15 protein-coding genes are annotated in these 17959 nt (G+C 71.5%); 7 read left to right on the top strand and 8 right to left on the bottom strand.

The genetic code is table 11. The features are described 5' to 3' along the window. The coding region (locus ACFWZ2_RS41970; protein WP_384555067.1) for an ATP-binding protein at positions 1–1206 on the bottom strand (1206 nt) is incomplete at its 3' end. 216 nt (positions 1207–1422) lie between these two features. Between ACFWZ2_RS41970 and ACFWZ2_RS41975 the strand changes: the two genes are divergently transcribed. Further along, entirely contained in the window at positions 1423–2844 is a 1422-nt protein-coding gene (locus ACFWZ2_RS41975) for an FG-GAP-like repeat-containing protein (RefSeq protein ID WP_384555068.1), read from the top strand. 68 nt (positions 2845–2912) lie between these two features. Then, positions 2913–4328 carry an FG-GAP-like repeat-containing protein gene (locus ACFWZ2_RS41980; RefSeq protein WP_384555069.1) on the top strand — a complete coding sequence of 472 codons (1416 nt, stop codon included), beginning with the start codon at positions 2913–2915 and terminating at the stop codon, positions 4326–4328. A 71-nt stretch (positions 4329–4399) separates the two neighbouring features. On the opposite strand, the gene ACFWZ2_RS41985 is transcribed toward ACFWZ2_RS41980, so the two are convergent. Beyond that, positions 4400–6997: a bifunctional FO biosynthesis protein CofGH gene (locus tag ACFWZ2_RS41985; protein WP_384555070.1), complete on the bottom strand. Its 2598-nt coding sequence runs from the start codon at positions 6995–6997 to the stop codon at positions 4400–4402. A gap of 96 nt (positions 6998–7093) precedes the next feature. Beyond that, entirely contained in the window at positions 7094–7951 is an 858-nt protein-coding gene (locus ACFWZ2_RS41990; RefSeq protein ID WP_384555071.1) for an LLM class F420-dependent oxidoreductase, read from the bottom strand. Positions 7952–8039: 88 nt separating this feature from the next. On the opposite strand from ACFWZ2_RS41990, the gene ACFWZ2_RS41995 reads away from it, so the two are divergent. The 4 genes from ACFWZ2_RS41995 to ACFWZ2_RS42010 all read left to right on the top strand — a co-directional run bounded on the left by ACFWZ2_RS41995 (position 8040) and on the right by ACFWZ2_RS42010 (position 10935). Then, complete coding sequence (locus tag ACFWZ2_RS41995) at positions 8040–8465, top strand: ankyrin repeat domain-containing protein (RefSeq protein WP_384555072.1); 426 nt, start codon at positions 8040–8042, stop codon at positions 8463–8465. A 55-nt stretch (positions 8466–8520) separates the two neighbouring features. Beyond that, positions 8521–8874, top strand: a complete 354-nt coding sequence (locus tag ACFWZ2_RS42000; protein ID WP_384555073.1) for an antibiotic biosynthesis monooxygenase family protein — start codon at positions 8521–8523, stop codon at positions 8872–8874. A 105-nt stretch (positions 8875–8979) separates the two neighbouring features. Then, positions 8980–9285, top strand: coding sequence for a hypothetical protein (locus ACFWZ2_RS42005; protein ID WP_384555074.1), 306 nt, complete (start codon positions 8980–8982; stop codon positions 9283–9285). Positions 9286–9381: 96 nt separating this feature from the next. Beyond that, a complete protein-coding gene (locus ACFWZ2_RS42010) occupies positions 9382–10935 on the top strand; it encodes a CehA/McbA family metallohydrolase (protein WP_384555075.1) in 1554 nt (517 codons plus the stop codon). A gap of 1 nt (position 10936) precedes the next feature. On the opposite strand, the gene ACFWZ2_RS42015 is transcribed toward ACFWZ2_RS42010, so the two are convergent. Both ACFWZ2_RS42015 and ACFWZ2_RS42020 read right to left on the bottom strand, forming a co-directional pair. Then, positions 10937–11632: a hypothetical protein gene (locus ACFWZ2_RS42015; RefSeq protein WP_384555076.1), complete on the bottom strand. Its 696-nt coding sequence runs from the start codon at positions 11630–11632 to the stop codon at positions 10937–10939. Positions 11633–11782: 150 nt separating this feature from the next. Beyond that, positions 11783–12181, bottom strand: coding sequence for an ATP-binding protein (locus ACFWZ2_RS42020; RefSeq protein WP_384555077.1), 399 nt, complete (start codon positions 12179–12181; stop codon positions 11783–11785). Positions 12182–12388: 207 nt separating this feature from the next. On the opposite strand from ACFWZ2_RS42020, the gene ACFWZ2_RS42025 reads away from it, so the two are divergent. Further along, positions 12389–13258, top strand: a complete 870-nt coding sequence (locus ACFWZ2_RS42025) for a helix-turn-helix domain-containing protein (protein WP_384555078.1) — start codon at positions 12389–12391, stop codon at positions 13256–13258. A 33-nt stretch (positions 13259–13291) separates the two neighbouring features. Here the strand turns inward: ACFWZ2_RS42025 and ACFWZ2_RS42030 are convergent, their stop codons facing one another. The 3 genes from ACFWZ2_RS42030 to ACFWZ2_RS42040 form a co-directional block, all read right to left on the bottom strand. Further along, on the bottom strand, positions 13292–14776 hold the full coding sequence (locus tag ACFWZ2_RS42030; RefSeq protein ID WP_384555079.1) for an aldehyde dehydrogenase family protein: 1485 nt from the start codon (positions 14774–14776) through the stop codon (positions 13292–13294). Beyond that, positions 14773–16512, bottom strand: a complete 1740-nt coding sequence (locus ACFWZ2_RS42035) for an amidohydrolase family protein (RefSeq protein WP_384555080.1) — start codon at positions 16510–16512, stop codon at positions 14773–14775. The genes ACFWZ2_RS42030 and ACFWZ2_RS42035 overlap by 4 nt, the downstream gene beginning before the upstream one ends. Positions 16513–16666: 154 nt before the next feature. Beyond that, entirely contained in the window at positions 16667–17794 is a 1128-nt protein-coding gene (locus ACFWZ2_RS42040; protein WP_384555081.1) for an LLM class flavin-dependent oxidoreductase, read from the bottom strand. Positions 17795–17959 lie beyond the last annotated feature (165 nt).

Genomic DNA, 17959 nt, shown 5'->3' on the forward strand with positions numbered 1-17959 from the left:
ATCTTGTTGTTCGGGGGCTCGCCCCCCGCCGTGGGCCACCACGATGGGCTGGGGGCGCAGCCTCCCTTTGAGCCGGGCGGCCGCGCCGCCCGGCGGGCCCGCCCGCACGGTGTCCTCGTCGAGGTTCCGGGGCAGCGCGCAGTCCAGGGCGGCCGCCCTGCGCACCGGGTCCTGCTCCCACTTCAGGAACCGCTCCACCGCGGTGGCGCTCGGGTCGCCCACGTCGTCGGGGCCCGTGGGCCCGCCCCTGGCGAGCGTGGTGACGAGCACGGGCAGCCGCCCGGAGAGCCGGAGCACTTCCGCGACGACCGGCTCGTCGGTGACGCCGCGCGCGGCGAGCAGGCCGCGCGCCTCCGGCTCGGTGAAGGGCGCGAGCGCGAGCTCCCGCGCGAAGTCGGCCGCGCTGCCCCAGCGGGTCTGGTCGAGGGGGCGCTGTCCCGCGGTCACCACGACGGTCTCCGCGGGGAGTTCGCCGTGCCGCTCGGTGGTCATCACCTCGTGCAGCCAGCGGTCCAGGTACGGCGAGGTCCGTTCGTACGTGTCGAAGAACAGCACGATCCACGGCGCGGTGTCGGCGGCCGCGGTCAGCTCGTCGAGGAGCACGGGGGTGAGCACCCGCTCCGGCTGCAGGACCAGGCGGGCGTCCTCCTGGCTGCGGAAGCGGGCGGCGAGCGCGGTGCGCGCCCTTTCGGTGCCGCGCGCGATGCCCACCGGGTCGACGACGCCCGCGAGTGCGCCCACGACGGGCACCATGCCGAGCCCGACGACCCCGGCGCGGGCGGCCGCGACGCTGCCCGCCGACGGGGCGTCCGGCTCGGGCCCCGTCTCGCGCGCGGCGGCCGCGAGCGCCTCGTGCCCGCGTCTGCGGTAGGTGGTGAGCGCGCGTTCGAGGTTCTTCAACGCCCGTCCCTGCTGGGCGAATTGGGCGACCATTTCGTCGAGGACCTCGGGCACGTCGGTCGCGCCCTCGTCGACCACGGCGACGAGGGCGCCGCGGTCCCTGGCCAGTTGTGCCATCTCCCGTACGAGGGAGGACTTGCCGACGCCCGCGGGCCCGTGCACATGGAAGAGGAAGCGGTGGCGTTCGTCGTCGGGCGGCAGCTCGAAGTTCTCCCGGAACACGCGGAGTTCGTCGCGCCGTCCCACGAAGCCCGCACGCCCCCGGCGCCTGATGAGTTCCTGCATCGACACCCTCGCGCGCGCCATGCGCTTCTCCCCTTCCCCGACGGTCTCCCAGTGTGACGCACGTCTGTGCGGGGCGAGTTGACGTGTGTCGTACGAAGAAGGGGGCGCGGCGCGAGGTGAACGGTGGCGGACGGCGACCGGTCGTATGCGTCACGTATGGGAGCACCCGCGATGTACAACCTTCCCCTCACGTCACTCGTCTCCCCTACGCCACAGAAGTTCCCCACAGGAGGATCAGTGCGCCGCAAACTCATCATCGCCGTGGCGGTCACCGCCCTGGCGACGCCGTTCGCCATATCCGCCACCGCGGGTACGGCGTCGGCCGCTCCCGTGCCGCCCCGCACGCCCGTCGTCGACTTCGACCACGACGGGCACGCGGACCTCGCGGTCGCCGCGCCGCAGGGGACCGTCGACGGCACGGAAGGCGCGGGCTACGTCTCCGTCATCCACGGTTCGGCCGCGGGCCCCGACGCCGGGCACCGCCAGCAGATCAGCCGCGCGACGCCCGGCGTGCCCGGCGACGTCGCGGGCACCTACGCCTTCGGCGCGCAGGTGGTCCCCGCCGACCTGGACGGCGACAAGTACACCGACCTGGTCGTGACCAGCGGCGGCGACGGCGCCGACGACACCGTGCTCTGGGGCTCCGCGAACGGCCTCACCGGACAGAGCACCGTCCTGCCCTACCACTACGCCGACTACGCCGCGGGCGACTTCAACGGCGACGGCAAGCGGGACCTCGTCGTGAACGACCACCCGAGCGACGACCCCGACATCTCCGGATTCACCGTCCTGCGCGGCCCGTTCACCCGCGACGGGAAGCCCGCGGGCAAGCAGAGCATCCAGGTCAGCGACGGCCCCACGGGCGTGCGCTCCCTCATCGCCGGCGACCTCACCGGCGACGGCATCGACGACATCGTCACCACGCACGGCTTCGAGGAGATGCAGCACGAGGGCCGCTTCTGGAAGGGCGGCAGGACCGCCGTCAGCACCAGCTACAAGGAACTGTCCACGGTCTACAGCGGCACCGTCGGGGACTTCGACGGCGACGGCTACGGCGATCTGGCCTTCCGCGACGTCGGCAGCGTCTCCGAGGTGCCCGACGACGCCCCGGGCACCGTCGTGATCCAGTACGGCAGCTCCACCGGGCCCTCCACCCGCAAGAAGGTCATCACCCAGTCCACCGAGGGTGTCCCCGGCGCGAGCGAGGACGGCGACGCGTTCGGCGCCTCCCTCGGCGCGGGCGACGTGAACGGCGACGGCAAGGCCGACCTCGCCGTCGGCGTGCCCGGCGAGAGCCTCGGCACCGCCACCGGCACCGGGGCCGTCGTCCTGCTCAAGGGCGCCTCCCAGGCGAACGGCGGCCTGACAGGAAAGGGCGCCGTCGCCTACAACCAGTCCACCGCCGGGGTGCCCGGCGCCGCCGAGTCCGGCGACGACTTCGGCCGCACCGTGCTCCTCGCCGACCTCGTCAAGGACGGCAAGGCCGACCTGGCCGCCGCCGCTCCCCTGGAGGACGGCACGTACGCGGACTCCGGCGCCGTCTGGACGCTGCGCGGCTCCGCGGGCGGCCTGACCACCACCGGTGCGACGACGCTCAGCCCCGACAAGCTCGGCCAGCCCGAGCAGGGCGCCCGGTTCGGCTCGCTCATCGGCCGCTGACCCCCGCGCCACGCACCACTCCACCTAGTTCCCGCACAGCTCATCCCTGCACAGCTCCTGGAGGAAAAGTGCGCCGTTCCCTCGTCGCCGCCCTCGCGGCGACCGCACTCGCGACGCCCCTCGCGGTCGTCGCCACCACCGGATCCGCGTCGGCCGCCCCCGTGCCGCCCCGCGCCCACGTCACCGACTTCAACCACGACGGATACGCCGACCTCGCGATCTCCGCGACCGGCAGCTACGACGGCGCCACGCCCGGCCACGTCTCGATCGTCTACGGCTCGGCGTCGGGCCCCGACACCGCGCACGCGCAGACCATCGGCCGCGAGACCCCCGGCGTGCCCGGAGAGCCGGAGCGCAGCGGCCGGTTCGGCCAGGACACGGCGGCCGCCGACCTCGACGGCGACACCTACACCGACCTCGTCGTCACCGGCTACGACGGCAAGGCCGTCGTCCTGTGGGGCTCCGCCGCGGGCCTGACCGGCGAGGGCAGCAGCGAACTGCCCGTGAACGGCGCGCGCGTCACCGCCGGTGACTTCAACGGCGACGGCAAGCGCGACCTGGTCTCCGCCACCTACCCGCGCAGCGACGACCCCGACAACAACGACCAGGGCATGACCGTCTCGTACGGCCCGTTCACGCGCGACGGCAAGCCCGCGCGCACCCAGGCCGTCGTCACCAGCCAGACCTTCGGCCCCGGCGGCTTCGTCGCGGGCGACATCACCGGGGACGGCGCAGACGACATCGTCACCAGCCACGGCTTCGAGGAGATGGCGTACGGCAGCCAGTTCTGGCAGGGCGGCAAGGACGGCGTCAGCACCACGTCGCAGAAGCTCGCGCCGTCCCTCGGCGGGGCCGTCGCGGATGTCGACGGGGACGGCTACGGCGATCTGGTCGTCCGCGACATCGGCGGCAACTTCGAGGACATGCAGTACCAGAAGGGCACGATCCTCATCAGGTACGGCTCGGCGTCGGGCCCTTCCTCGACCCGCACCGCGAAGATCACCCAGGACACGGCGGGCGTCCCCGGCGTCGGTGAGAAGGGCGACGAGTTCGGCTCCGCGATCAGCGCGGGCGACGCCAACGGCGACGGCTACGCGGACGTCGCCGTCGGCATCCCCGGCGAGGACATCGAGACCGTCAAGGAGGCCGGCAGCACCGTGCTCCTCAAGGGCTCGCGCGGCGGTCTGACCGGCACGGGCGCGCAGGCCTTCCACCAGTCCACGACCGGGGTGCCCGGCGCTTCCGAAGGGCTCGACGAGTTCGGCAGCGAGGTTCTGCTGTCCGACACGAACAAGGACGGCAAGGCCGATCTGACGGTGTCCGCTCCGCTGGAGGACGGGACGTACGAGGACTCGGGCGCGGTGTGGCACCTCCGTGGGGCCACGGGTGGGCTGACCGTCACGGGGATCAAGTCCTTTGGACCCAAGGGGGTTGGCCTGCCGGCCGAGGATGCGGTGCAGTTCGGGCAGCCGTTGGGGCGGTGAATTCGCTGCGGGTTGTTCTGGGCTGAGCGCGCCGTTCCCCGCGCCCCTTACGGGGCCCGGGGAACGGCCCCTCAGTTTTCGATCACCGGCAGCAGCTCCGGCAAGTGGCCGTCCGATGCTGTGGCCGCGTGCTGGCGCTCCTCCGGGACCTCCCCGTACAGCGTCGTGCGCGGCTTCGCCGGGCGGCCCGCCGTCTCTGCGATGGCGATGAGGTCCTCGATGGAGCGGTAGGAGCCGTAACTGGAGCCCGCCATGCGGGAGATGGTCTCCTCCATCAGGGTGCCGCCGAGGTCGTTGGCGCCGGAGCGGAGCATTTCGGCGGCGCCCTCCTGGCCCAGCTTGACCCAACTGGTCTGGATGTTGGGGATGTGCGGGTGCAGGAGGATGCGCGCCATGGCCGTCACCGCGCGGTTGTCGCGGGTGGTCGGGCCGGGGCGGGCGATGCCCGCCAGGTAGACCGGGGCGTTGGTGTGGATGAAGGGCAGAGTCACGAACTCCGTGAAGCCGCCGGTCTCCTGCTGGATGGCGGCCAGGGTGCGGAAGTGGCCGAGCCAGTGGCGGGGCTGGTCCACGTGGCCGTACATCATCGTGGACGAGGACCGTATGCCCAGCTCGTGCGCGGTCTTGATGACCTCGATCCAGGTGGCCGTCGGCAGCTTGCCCTTGGTGAGGACCCAGCGGACCTCGTCGTCGAGGATCTCGGCGGCCGTGCCGGGGATGGAGTCGAGGCCCGCCTCCTTGGCGGCGGTGAGCCACTCGCGGAGGGAAAGCCCGGTCCTGGTCGCGCCGTTGACGACCTCCATGGGCGAGAAGGCGTGCACGTGCATGCCCGGCACGCGCTTCTTCACGGCCCGCGCGATGTCGAAGTAGGCGGTGCCCGGCAGGTCGGGGTGGATGCCGCCCTGCATGCAGACCTCGACGGCGCCGACGTCCCAGGCCTGCGCGGCCCGGTCGGCGACCTGGTCGAGGGAGAGGGTGTAGGCGTCGGCGTCGGTCCTGCGCTGGGCGAAGGCGCAGAAGCGGCAGCCGGTGTAACAGACGTTGGTGAAGTTGATGTTGCGGGTGACGATGTACGTGACGTCGTCGCCGTTGACCGTCTTGCGGATGTCGTCCGCGATGGAGCAGAGCGCGTCGAGCGCGGGCCCGTCGGCGTGCAGCAGCGCGAGCGCCTCGTCGTCGGTGAGCTTCGTCGGGTCGTCGGCCGCCTGCTTGAGCGCGGCCCGTACGTCGCCGTCGATGCGGGACGGCACCATGCCGGGGGCGGCCTGTTCGCGCAGGGCGTCCCAGTCGCCGTACACCTCGTCGAAGTCGTCGCGCCGGTCCGAGGTGCGGCCCGTGGTGTCGATGGTGCGGTGCAGGTCGGTGCGGCCCGTCGAGGCGACGTACCCCTCGTCGGGCTCCTGCCAGGGGTGGCCCTCGACGACGGCGTCGGGGCGGGCGAGACCGGTCTCCGGGTCGGCGAGCGCGCGCACGTGCGGCAGCAGGCGCGGGTCGAGCCACGGCTCACCGCGTTGCACGAACTCCGGGTAGACGCAGAGCCGTTCCTCCAGGCGGAAGCCCGCTTCGGCCGACTGCGCGGCGAGCTCGTCCAGTTGCGGCCAGGGCTTCTCGGGGTTCACGTGGTCGATCGTGACCGGCGAGACGCCGCCCCAGTCGTCGATGCCCGCGCCGATGAGGCGGGCGTACTCGCCGTCGACGAGGTTCGGCGGGGCCTGGAGGTTGCCCGAAGGGCCCATGATGTGCCGGGCGACGGCGACCGTGGCGACCAGGTCGTCGAGTTCGGCGTCGGGCATGCCGCGCATCGCCGTGTCCGGCTTGGCGCGGAAGTTCTGGATGATCAGTTCCTGGATGCCGTGGTACGACCGGGCGACGCGGCGCAGCGCGAACAGCGAGTCGGCGCGCTCCTCGTACGTCTCGCCGATCCCGATGAGCAGCCCGCTGGTGAAGGGGACGGAGGAACGGCCCGCGTCCTCCAACACCCGCAGCCGCACCGCCGGTTCCTTGTCGGGCGAGCCGTAGTGCGGCATGCCCGGCTCGCTCCACAGCCGCTCGGCCGTGGTCTCCAGCATCATGCCCATGCTGGGCGCGACCGGCTTGAGCCGCTGGAAGTCCGTCCAGGTCATGACGCCCGGGTTGAGGTGCGGGAGCAGTCCGGTCTCTTCGAGGATGCGGATCGAGATGGCGCGGACGTACGCGATGGTGTCGTCGTACCCCTCGGCCTCCAGCCACTCGCGCGCCTCGGGCCAGCGCTCCTCCGGCTTGTCGCCGAGGGTGATCAGGGCTTCCTTGCAGCCCATTTCGGCGCCGCGCCGCGCGATGTCGAGGACCTCGTCCGGGGACATGAACATCCCGTGGCCCGCACGCCGCAGCTTGCCGGGGACGGTCGCGAAAGTGCAGTAGTGGCATTTGTCGCGACACAGGCGGGTAAGCGGGATGAACACGCTCTTCGAGTACGTGATGACGCCCGGGCGGCCCGCCGCTTCGAGGCCCGCGTCGCGCACCCGGGCGGCGGACGCCGTGAGGTCGTCGAGGTCCTCGCCGCGCGCCTGCAGCAGGACGGCGGCCTCCGTCACGTCGAGCGCGACGCCGTCCCTGGCCCGCCTGAGCGCGCGCCGCATGGCATTCGCGGTGGGTCGTCCGGCCTCGTCGGGCTGCGCGCTGTTGGTCATGTCTTCGAGCATACGAGGGGGAACGTTTGACCCCTACAAATGCTTCCGCCGCTTCTACCGCACACTTTCCGCCGCCCCTGCGGATCACTCGGGGGCCTACAGATACGCCCCGAACCCGTCGAGCACCTCCACCACCGCCGCCTCCGCCCCGGCGGGCAGCTGCACGATCACCTCGTCCACGCCGAGGTCCGCGTAGTGCTCCAGCTTCCCGGCGTTCGGTTCGACGGCCGACAGCGCCACGTACAGGTCCTCGGGGGCCCGCCCCGCGTCCGCCCACGCCGACCGCAGCACGGGCAGGGCCTCGCGCAGACCGCTGCCGCCGATCGGCATCCAGCCGTCCGCGTACTCCGCGATGTGCGCGAACAGACCGGGGCCCGCCGCGCCGCCGATCAGGGTGCGCGGACCGTACAGCGGGCCCTTGCCGAGGCGTACGCGGGGCGCGAGGAGCGGTTTCGGGTGGACCTCGCTGGCCCGCACGGCGGCGAACTCGCCCTCGTACTCGGTCGGTTGCTCCGCCCACAGGGCCCGCATCACCGCCATCCGGTCGCGTACGACGGCCCGTCTGCGCGGCCACTCCACGCCGTGGTCGGCGGCCTCCTCGCGGTTCCAGCCGTAGCCGATGCCGAGCGTGACGCGGCCTCCGGAGAGGTGGTCGAGCGTCGCGATCTGCTTCGCGAGGTCGATCGGGTCGTGCTGGGCGACCAGGGCGATGTTCGTGCCGAGCGTGATCCGCCCGGTGACCACGGCGGCCTGCGCGAGCGCCACGAACGGGCTGAGCATGCGGGCGCACTCGGGCGGGAGTTCACCGCCCGGATAGGGGGTTTCGCGGGGGACGGGGATGTGGGTGTGCTCGGGGAGGTAGAGCCCGGCGAATCCACGTTCCTCCAACTCCCTTGCCAGGCTTGCCGGACTGATCGTCCGGTCGGTCATGTAGAGCGTCGCGGAGATGCGCACGGGTCCCTCCGGGCGTCGGCGTAGGGCACTCTTCCTATCCCCGGAAAGTCGGTTGGTCCATGCCCACGCGCTCACTAGCCTGGCGCGCGTGAACAGACGAAAGCAGAAGAAGCTCACCAATCGCCTGGTATGGGCCGCGGCGGTCGGCGACACCTGCACCGTCCGTACCGTGCTGCGCACCGGGGTCGATCCGGAGCTGCCCGAGGCCGACGGCACGACGGCCCTGTACGCCGCCTCGGTGCACGGCGCCGCGTCCACGGTGCGGGCGCTGCTGCGGGCGGGGGCGCTGCCGAACACCGAGAGCCGCGGCATCACGGACGGCACCCCGCTGTGCGGGGCCGCCGCCTGGGGCCATGTCGCCACCGTGCGCGAACTCCTCACCCACGGCGCCGATCCGAACCTCCGGGAGGACGGCGGCGCAGGGAGCACGCCGCTGTTCTGGGCGCGCAACGGCGCGTCCGGGCCGCATCCGGAGACGGAGGCGGCGCTGGTGGCGGCGGGGGCCACGGACTAGCGAGGACACACACCCTGCCCGTCACCCGCACGACGTGCGTCACTAGGCTCGCGGCATGACCACAGACAGCCAGCAGGACAACGCGTCGGGCTCGTCCGTCACCTTCATCAACGTCTTCGAGATCGACGCCGCCGAGCTCGACGAGTTCGTCGCGAAGTGGGAGCAGCGGGCCCGCCTCATGCGGGACAAGCCGGGGTTCATCGATTCCCGTATGCACCGCGCGCGTTCGGCCGACTCCCGTTTCCAGCTCGTCAACGTCTCCCACTGGGAGAGCCAGGAGGCGTGGGAGGCCGCCACCGCCGACCCCGACTTCTCCCGACGCACACAGGACGCACGGGAGCAGACCAAGCAGCCGGTCACGCCGAACCCCGGGGTGTACGACGTCGTGGTGGAACTCGCCGCGCCCTAGGGCCATGACGAGTACCTGTACGGATACGCGTACGAGTGACGGAACCCCCTGGCTCCCCTAGAGTGCGCCAGATCCGGACACATCCGGGGAATCGGGGGGTCCGTCATGCGACCACGGATCGCTACCACTCTGCTGCTGATCGCCGCCCTGTTCGGCGCCACCGCACCCGCCACGTCGTACGCGGCACCGCCACCGTCCGCCGTCTCCGCGCCGTACGCGTCGACGGCCGTCACGTCGACGGCCGACAAGACCGGCGAGTCGAGCACGTCCGGCCATACCGGCAAGAAGAAGCCGCGCAAGCACAAGAAGAAGGGCACGTCCTTCGGCCTCGTCGGCGGGATCGCCACCGTCGTGGTCGTCGTGGTCCTCGTCCTCGCGCTCCTCGCGCTGCGGCGGCGCCGCCGGACGTAGGCCCGTCAATCACCTTCCCTTGACGCGCAGTTCACGGCTCAATACCAGGGTTGCCCGCACCACCCATGTCACCACCGACACCCTGGGAGCCGCAGCATGTGCGAGGACCACCCGCAGCACGGGCGGATGAACAGACGCGGACTGCTCGTGACGGGAGCCGCCGCCGCGCTTACGTTGAACGGCGTGAGCTTCGCCAGCGGCGCCGAGCGGCGCGCCCCGCAGTCGGGGCAGAACAGCGGCAAGGACGCGGGTACCCGCGAAACGAGGACCGTCCGGGGGACCCTGCCCCCGGGCGCACCCGACTTCGTCTACCTGCCTGTGGAGATCCCCGACGGGGTCGGCGAGCTCCACGTCGCGTACACCTACCAGAAGCCGGCCGTCCCGGCCGGCACCCAGGGCAACGCCCTGGACATCGGCGTCTTCGACGAGCGCGGCACCGATCTCGGCGGCAAGGGCTTCCGCGGCTGGTCGGGCGGCGCCCGCACCGAGTTCTTCATCCGCGCCGACGAGGCGACGCCCGGGTACATCCCGGGCCGGGTCCGCGCGGGCACGTGGCACATCGCGCTCGGCCCGTACACGGTCGCTCCCGAAGGCCTCCCGTACGAGGTGACGATCACCCTCACGTACGGCGCGCCCGGCAAGACCCCGAAGCCGGTCTACCCGCCCGCGCGCGCCAAGGGGCGCGGCCGCGCCTGGTACCGCGGCGACTGCCATCTGCACTCCGTCTACTCCGACGGCAGGCGCACCCTCGCCGAGATCGCCGCGCTCGCCAGGGCCGCGGGCCTCGACTTCATCAACTCCTCCGAGCACAACACCCATTCCTCGCACCCGCATTGGGCCGATCTCGCGGGCGACGACCTGCTGATCATGCTCGGCGAGGAGGTCACCACCCGCAACGGCCACGTGGTCGCCCTCGGCACCGACCCCGGCACGTTCGTCGACTGGCGCTACCGCGCCCGCGACAACCGCTTCGGCAGGTACGCGCGCAAGATCCGTGACACGGGTGGCCTCGTCGTCCCCGCCCACCCGCACGCCACCTGCGTCGGCTGCAACTGGAAGTTCGGCTTCGGCGAGGCCGACGTGGTCGAGGTGTGGAACGGCGCGTACACCCCGGACGACGAGGTCTCCCTCGCCGACTGGGACAGCATGCTCGTCGCCGCCGTGCGCGGCGGGCGGCCGTGGATCCCGGCCATGGGCAACAGCGACGCCCACCGCGACCCCGACCCGGTCGGCAGCCCGCAGACCGTCGTCCTCGCCGACGACCTGACCCGCGAGGCCATCCAGGACGGCCTGCGCAAGGGCCGCTCCTACATCGCCGAGTCCAAGTCCGTCGACCTCGCCTTCTCGGCGGCGGGCGGCAAGGGGAAGCACGCGGGCATCGGCGAGCGCCTCGACGTCGACCGCGACTCCCCCGTCACGGTCCGCCTCGACGTGCAGGGCGCCCCCGGCTGCACCGCCCGCTTCGTCACGGACCAGGGCGTCCTGCACACGGGCCCCGCCCTGCCGGCGTCCGGCGCGGGCACCCTTGAGTGGCGTACGACGGCTTCGTACGCGGCGTACGTGCGGGCGGAGGTCCGGCACGCCCCGGTGGTGACGGGCCTGCCGGGTCCGCTCGCGGCCTTCACGAATCCGATCTTCCTGGGCCGCTGAACTACTGCGGGGGCTGCGGGGGTTGCAGGGGCCCCGCGGGCCCCGAGGGCTGCAGCCAGTACGGCTGTTGAGGGGCGTACGGACCCGGCTGGGCGGGGGGCGGTGTCCACGGCGGCATGTACCGCACCCGCCCCGTCTCATCCGTCACGGGTACGAAGCCCCTCTCATGCAGCCGCGCCGCGAAGCGGGCGTTGCGCCGCCGGTTGAACACGAACCCGGCGGCGCCCAGCGCCATCAGCGCGGCCCAGCCGACACCCGCCACGAGGAAGGCGGACGCGTCGCCGCCGCCCTTGACGGCGAGCACCACGGCGCCGACGGTGACGGCACCGACGCCGTACAGCATGCGCTGCTCGGCGGCCTTGCCGGTGTAGTCGAACTTGGCGCGGGCCTTGATCAGCTCGACGGCATCGGGCTGGAAGGGCGGCAGCGGACCGGCCTCGGCCGCGTGCGGGTACAGGGCCCGGTTGCGTGCGGCCCGCTGCTGCGCCTGAGGGCTCGGGTCGGGGGCGATGTACAGCACGAGACGTGAGCTCTGTCCGCTGCCGACGTACCGGGCGTCCAGGTACTGATAGCCGAACTGCTCGGCGATGAAGGCGAGCCGGGCCGTCTTCTTCAGCGAGGACATGGGAGTACTGAGCTCGACGGTCTCCCCCGTGGCCATGAGCCGGAACATCTTCCGCACTTTCCCGCTGCTCACCCGTATCCGCTCCCGCCCACCACTCACCGCGAACGCCCTCCCCTTGCCATATCGGTCCCTACCGGCCCCTGCCCGGAATGCCCACCATCATGCCGAGTTCACAGCGGTACCGGACGCCCCATACGCCCTTCCGGCACCGGGCCGGTCGCCTCACCCCCGCAGGGCCAGATGCGCCCAGACCGTCTTGCCCTCCTCGCGCGGCCGCACGCCCCACGCCTGCGTGATCGCGTCCACGACCAGCAGCCCGCGGCCCGCGACATGGTCGGCCCCCGGCGAGGGCTTGGCGATTTCGGGCATCCGCCACCGGCAGGAATCCGAGACCTCGACCACGAGCACCCCTTCTCTGCGGCGCAGGGTCAGTTCGAAGAACTCGCCGATGCCCTTGGCGTGGACGACGGCGTTGGTGGCGAGTTCGCTGACGACGAGGGCGACGGGGGCGGCGAGTTCGGCCAACCGCCAGTCCTGGAGCGTCGCTTCGGCGTGGTGTCGGGCGGCGGGGACGGAGGCCCTTCGGAGACGGAATCTCCGGGTGTGCGTACGTCCGGGCATGCGTCCTCCAGGGGACGGGCAGGCGGGGTCGTCATCACCAGGAGCCCCAAAAGCAACACCCTGCGTGACGCACCTCACGGTAGGGCGGGAGTCACACTCCGTGCAATAGCTTCAGAGCGAGAATTTGCATCGCCGGAAGTTCCCAACTTGCTGGCAGCTGGCGTCACTTGACGTGCACACTGGTCACACTCGGTGGAGGAGAGTGACATGGCCGCAGGCGGACGCCCCACGGTGCGCAGCCGGCGCCTCGGCACGGCGCTCAGGAAATACCGCGAGGGCGCGAAGTTAGACCAGCGGCACGCGGCCGACTACATCTCCGGCTCCAAGGCCAAGATCAGCCGGATCGAGGCGGGGCAGGTCGCGGCCAGGCCCGGTGACGTACGCCTGCTCCTGGAGCTCTACGGAGTCGAGGACCCGGCGGTCTTCCGCCAGCTGGAACAGCTCGCCCGCGACGCCAACAAGCGGGGCTGGTGGCTCAATCACCCGGTCCTGTCCGATCCGGAGTACGCCGACATCATCGCGCTCGAAGCGGACGCCACATACATCCGCACCTGGCAGCACCTCTTCATTCCCGGCCTGCTCCAGACCGACGGCTACGCCAGGGAGCTGGCCCACGCCGGCCTCGCGGCCTACTCCCCCGAGAAGGTCGACGAACTCATCGCCGTCCGGAAGGCGCGCCGCCGGGTCATCGAGGAGGGCGGCACCCGGTACGCGGCGGTCATCTGGGAACCGGCCCTGACCGCCCCCATGCCCGACGCCGGGATCCACCGCGACCAGCTCTCGCACATCGTGGACGTCGCCCAACGGCGCAACGTGAGCGTCCAGGTCATGCCCAGCACGGAGTGGCGGGCGGCCCGCATGGCCTCCCAGTTCTCCCTGTTCACCTTCGGCGCCGACCCCGAGTTCGGGGTCATCGCCTGCGACAGCACCACGGGCACGGTCTTCCAGGAGGACGGCAAGGACCTGCGCTGCCACGCGCAGATCTTCGATGCCCTCGGCTCCGCGGCGCTGACCCCCGAGGCGACCCTGTCGTTCCTGCGCGGGGCGATCGCCGGGATCCAGACATCTCCGGTGTGACGTCCGGGGACTTGCCGGACGGAACAGTGGCCCCTACCCCGGCCACACCACCGCCTGCAGCTCGCTGTACGCGTGCAGGGCGTACGAGCCGACGTCCCGGCCCACCCCGCTCCTCTTGAACCCGCCGAACGGCGCCTCCATGTTGCGGCCGATCGTGTTGATGCCGACGCCGCCCGCGCGGAGCCTGCGCGCGATGCGGAAGGCGCGGGCGACGTCGCCGGAGAAGACGTAGTCGATGAGGCCGTAGTCGCTGTCGTTGGCGAGGGAGACCGCCGTCTCCTCCGCCGCCTCCGGGGTCTCGGCGTCGAAGGGCACGACCACCACGACCGGGCCGAAGATCTCCTCCCTGACCACCCGCATGTCGTTGGTGCAGTCGGCGAGGAGCGTCGGTGCGACGTAGAAGCCCTTGGCGTACGGGGGCCGCTCGCCGCCCGCGACGACGCGCGCGCCCTCCTTGCGGCCGAGGTCGACGTACGACTCGATCCGGTCGCGGTGCGCCGCCGAGATCACCGGGCCCACGATCGTGCCCTGCTCACGCGGATCGCCGACCTTCAGGTAGCCGATGTAGGCGGTCAGCTTCTCCAACAGGGCGTCGTACACGCCCCGTTGGACGAGCACGCGGGTCGGCGCCGTGCAGATCTGACCGCTGTAGAAGGAGAACGTCGTGCCGATCCCTGCCGCCGCCGCGGCAAGGCCCTCATCGTCCACGTCGTCGAGGACGATCGCCGCGCCCTTGCCGCCCAGCTCCATCAGCTGCCGCTTCAGGTCACGCCCGCACACCTCGCCGATCCGCTGCCCCACGGCCGTCGACCCGGTGAAGCTCACCATGTCGACGTCCGGCGAGTCGACCGCCGCCTCGCCCACGCCGGTCCCCGTGCCGGAGACGACGTTCACGACACCGGGCGGCGCCCCGGCCTCCTCCAGGGCGGCCGCCATCCGGTACACGGAGAGCGGGTCCTGCGGCGCGGGCTTGACCACCACCGTGTTGCCCATGGCGAGCGCGGGCGCCACCTTGCCCGCGGGGTTCGCCCAGGGGTTGTTGTACGAGGTGATGCAGGTGACGACGCCGACGGGCTGGCGGATGGCGACCGCGCCCATGACGCCCGCCTTCCCCATCGGGCCCGCCTCGTTGATCTGCGGCGGCAGCGCCTCCTCGACCGGCTCCAGGGCCCCCTTCGCGTACCGCTGGAAACGCGCCACCGCCACCGCCACCTGCATGCCGCGGGCCGTGCCGGTCGTCGCGCCCGTCTCGGCCTGCGCAAGGCCGGTGAGCGCCGCGGTGTCGCGCCGCAGCACCGAGGCCGCGCGGGACAGCACCCCGGCCCGCTCCTCGGGTGTCGTGCGCGACCAGGTGGCGAAGGCCTCGCGGGCCGCCGAGGCCGCCGCGTGGACCTGCTCGCGGCTCGCCTCGGGCGCGAGACCGACGACCTCCTCGGTCGCCGGGTCGATCACCTCGTAGTGCCCGCCGTCCGGCTCGGTCCACTCGCCGCCGATGAACAGCCGTTCCGTGCGCGTCATTTGGTGCTCACCGTCTTCGTGTCGCGGCCCGAGCGCAGGATCTTCCCGGGCACGGCCCCGGTGACGACGTCCTCGCGGATCGCCTCCACTCCGTTGACCCAGACCGCGTTGACGCCGATGGCCTTGGAGTCCAGGCGCGGGCTGTCGCCCGGCAGGTCGTGAACGAGCGTCGCCTTGCCCGCGTCGATCTTCTCCGGGTCGAAGAGGACCAGGTCGGCGTGGTAGCCCTCGGCGATCCTGCCGCGCTCGCGCAGCCCGAAGAGCTGCGCCGGGTCGTCGGTGAGCATCTTCACGGCCTGTTCCAGACCGACCAGCTTGCGGCCGCGCAGGCAGTCGCCGATGAAGCGCGTCGTGTACGGCGCCCCGCACATGCGGTCCAGATGCGCGCCCGCGTCGGAGCCGCCCAGCATGACGTCCTCGTGCTGCCACGCCTCCGCGCGCAGCGTCCACGACTCGGGGTCGTTGTCGGTGGGCATCGGCCACAGCACCGTACGCAACCGGTCGTTGGCGCAGATCTCGACGAGGCACTCGAAGGGCTCCTGGCCCCGCTCGGCCGCGATGTCGCGGACGACGCGACCGGTGAGGCCCTCGTTCGCCGCCGCGTACGTGTCCCCGATGACGTACCTGCCGAAGTCGGTGAGCCGCCGGAAGACGCCCGCCTCCTTGCTGCCCGCCCGGCGCAGCATCTCCGCGCGCACGTCCGGTTCCCGCAGCTTCGCGATGCGCTCGGGGACGGGCAGGCCGAGGACCTCGCCCCAGCCCGGGATGAGGTTCAGGGCGCAGAACGTGCCGAGCGACATGTTCATGGGCGTGAGGATCGGCATGGTGAGCGCGACGATGCGGCCACCGGCCTTGCGGGCCCGCTCGCTCGCCACGAGCTGACGCGGCACGCGCTCGGGGACGGCGGAGTCGATGGTGAGGACGTTCCAGTTGAGGGGCCGTCCCGCCGCCGCGCTCATCTCCACGAACAGCTCGATCTCCTCGTCGCTGAACTGGTCGAGACAGCCCGCGACGATCGCTTCGAGCTGCGTGCCCTCGTGCTCGGCGACGGCCTTGCTCAGCGCGAGCAGCTCCGCCGGTTTCGCGTGCCGGGACGCCACGGGCTGCCCGTCGCCGTCCGAGTGGGTGGAGGACTGCGTGGTGGAAAGACCCCAGGCCCCCGCCTCCATCGCCGCATGGAAGAGGCCCAGCATCTCCTCCAGCTGCTCGGGCGTGGGCTGCCCGCCGACCGCGTCCTCGCCCATCACGTACCGCCGCAGCGCACAATGCCCCACCATGAACCCGGCGTTGACCGCGACCCGCCCCTCCAGCGCGTCCAGATACTCCCCGAACGAACTCCACGACCAGGGCGCGCCCTCCTCAAGCGCCACCAGCGACATGCCCTCCACCTTCGACATCATCCGCCGCGTGTAGTCGGCGTCCCCGGGCCGCTCCGGGTTCAACGGGGCCAGTGTGAAACCACAGTTGCCGCCCGCGACGGTCGTCACGCCGTGGTTGAGCGACGGCGTCGCATACGGGTCCCAGAACAGCTGCGCGTCGTAATGCGTATGCGGATCGACGAACCCGGGCGCGAGGACCCGCCCCTGGGCGTCCTCACTGGTCCGTGCCTCCTCCGCGACGGCCCCCGGCTCGGCGACGACGGCGATCCGCCCGTCCCGTATGCCGACGTCGGCGACGCGCGCGGGGGCACCGGTCCCGTCGACGACGGTCGCGCCTTTGATGAGGTGGTCGAGCATGACGTAGACGTCCCCTTTCGGTAGGTAGAGGAAAGCCCGTCCGGCGTTTGAGGACGAGCCCGAAGGGCGATCGACGGGGGCCCGGGGGGCAGGACCCCGGCTTCCTGTCCGGGAGGAGGAAGCCGGGGAGCTTCAACGGTTCAAACCCGGCGGGTCACGCCCCCGCGGCCTTACGGAAGCGCGTGGTGCGGTGCACCGGATCCGTGTCGATCTTCGGGATCACGTGCTCACCGATGAGCTTGATCGTGTTCTTCGTGTCCTCGGGCGAGATCCCGATCGGAAGGCCGAAGCTCAACTGGTCCGCGCCCGCCTGCTCCCACCGCTTGCACTGCGTGAGCACCTCGTCCGGGTCCCCGCAGATCATCAGCTCCTCGGCGATGAGCAGCTCGATGATCTCCTCGCTGTACTCGGGGAGCAGCTCGGGCCACTCGGGGATGCCCTCGGGGCGCGGGAACGTGTCGTGGTAGCGGAACAGCAGCGACTGGAGGTAGTTGAGGCCGCCGCCGACCGCGATCTCGACCGCCTTCTTGTGCGTCTCCGCGCAGATCGCGGTCGACGTCACCATGACGTTGTCGTTGACGAAGTCCCCGATCGGCTCGGCCTCCTTGACCGCCGACTTGTAGGAGTCGACGACCCACTCCATGTCGGAGACCTTCTGCACGCTGAAGCCGAGCACCCCGAGGCCCTTCCTGCCCGCCATCGCGTACGAGGAGGGGGACCCTGCGGCGTACCACATCGCCGGGTGCGACGTCCCGTACGGCTTCGGCAGGACCTTGCGCGGCGGCAGGGACCAGTGCTTGCCCTGGAACCCGACGTACTCGTCCTGGAGCCACATCTTGGGGAACTCGGAGATCGTCTCTTCCCATATCTCCTTGGTGTGGTTCATGTCCGTGATGCCCGGCATGAAGCCGAGGATCTCGTGCGAACCGGCGCCGCGGCCCGAGCCGAACTCGAAGCGTCCCTCGGAGAGATGGTCGAGCATCGCGACCTTCTCGGCGACCTTCACGGGGTGGTTGACCGGCGCCAGCGGGTTGAAGATGCCCGAACCCAGATGGATGCGGTCGGTCGCGTGCGCGAGGTATCCGAGGTAGACGTCGTTCGCGGAGAGGTGCGAGTACTCCTCCAGGAAGTGGTGCTCAGAGGCCCAGGCGTACTTGAAGCCCGACTTGTCCGCCTGGATGACGTACTCGGTCTCCTCGATCAGCGCCTTGTGCTCCGCTTCGGGGTCGACCTGGGCCCGCTTGGCGGGCACGTATCCCTGTACAAAGAGACCGAATTCCAAGGAGGTTCACCGTCCTCGTGAGGTCCGACGGGTTTCTGACGACCCGTCAGATTGTGATGCGTCGACTGTTTCACCGGGTGCGTGGACCGTCAATAGCTGATGCACCGTCAGGGTCCGGGGGGGTGCCCCTATGACTTCGGTCAAGGGGCTGGGGCGGTTTGGGGT

Origin of the sequence: Streptomyces sp. NPDC059002 (assembly GCF_042740435.1) — a bacterium.
Classification (GTDB): Bacteria; Actinomycetota; Actinomycetes; order Streptomycetales; family Streptomycetaceae; genus Streptomyces.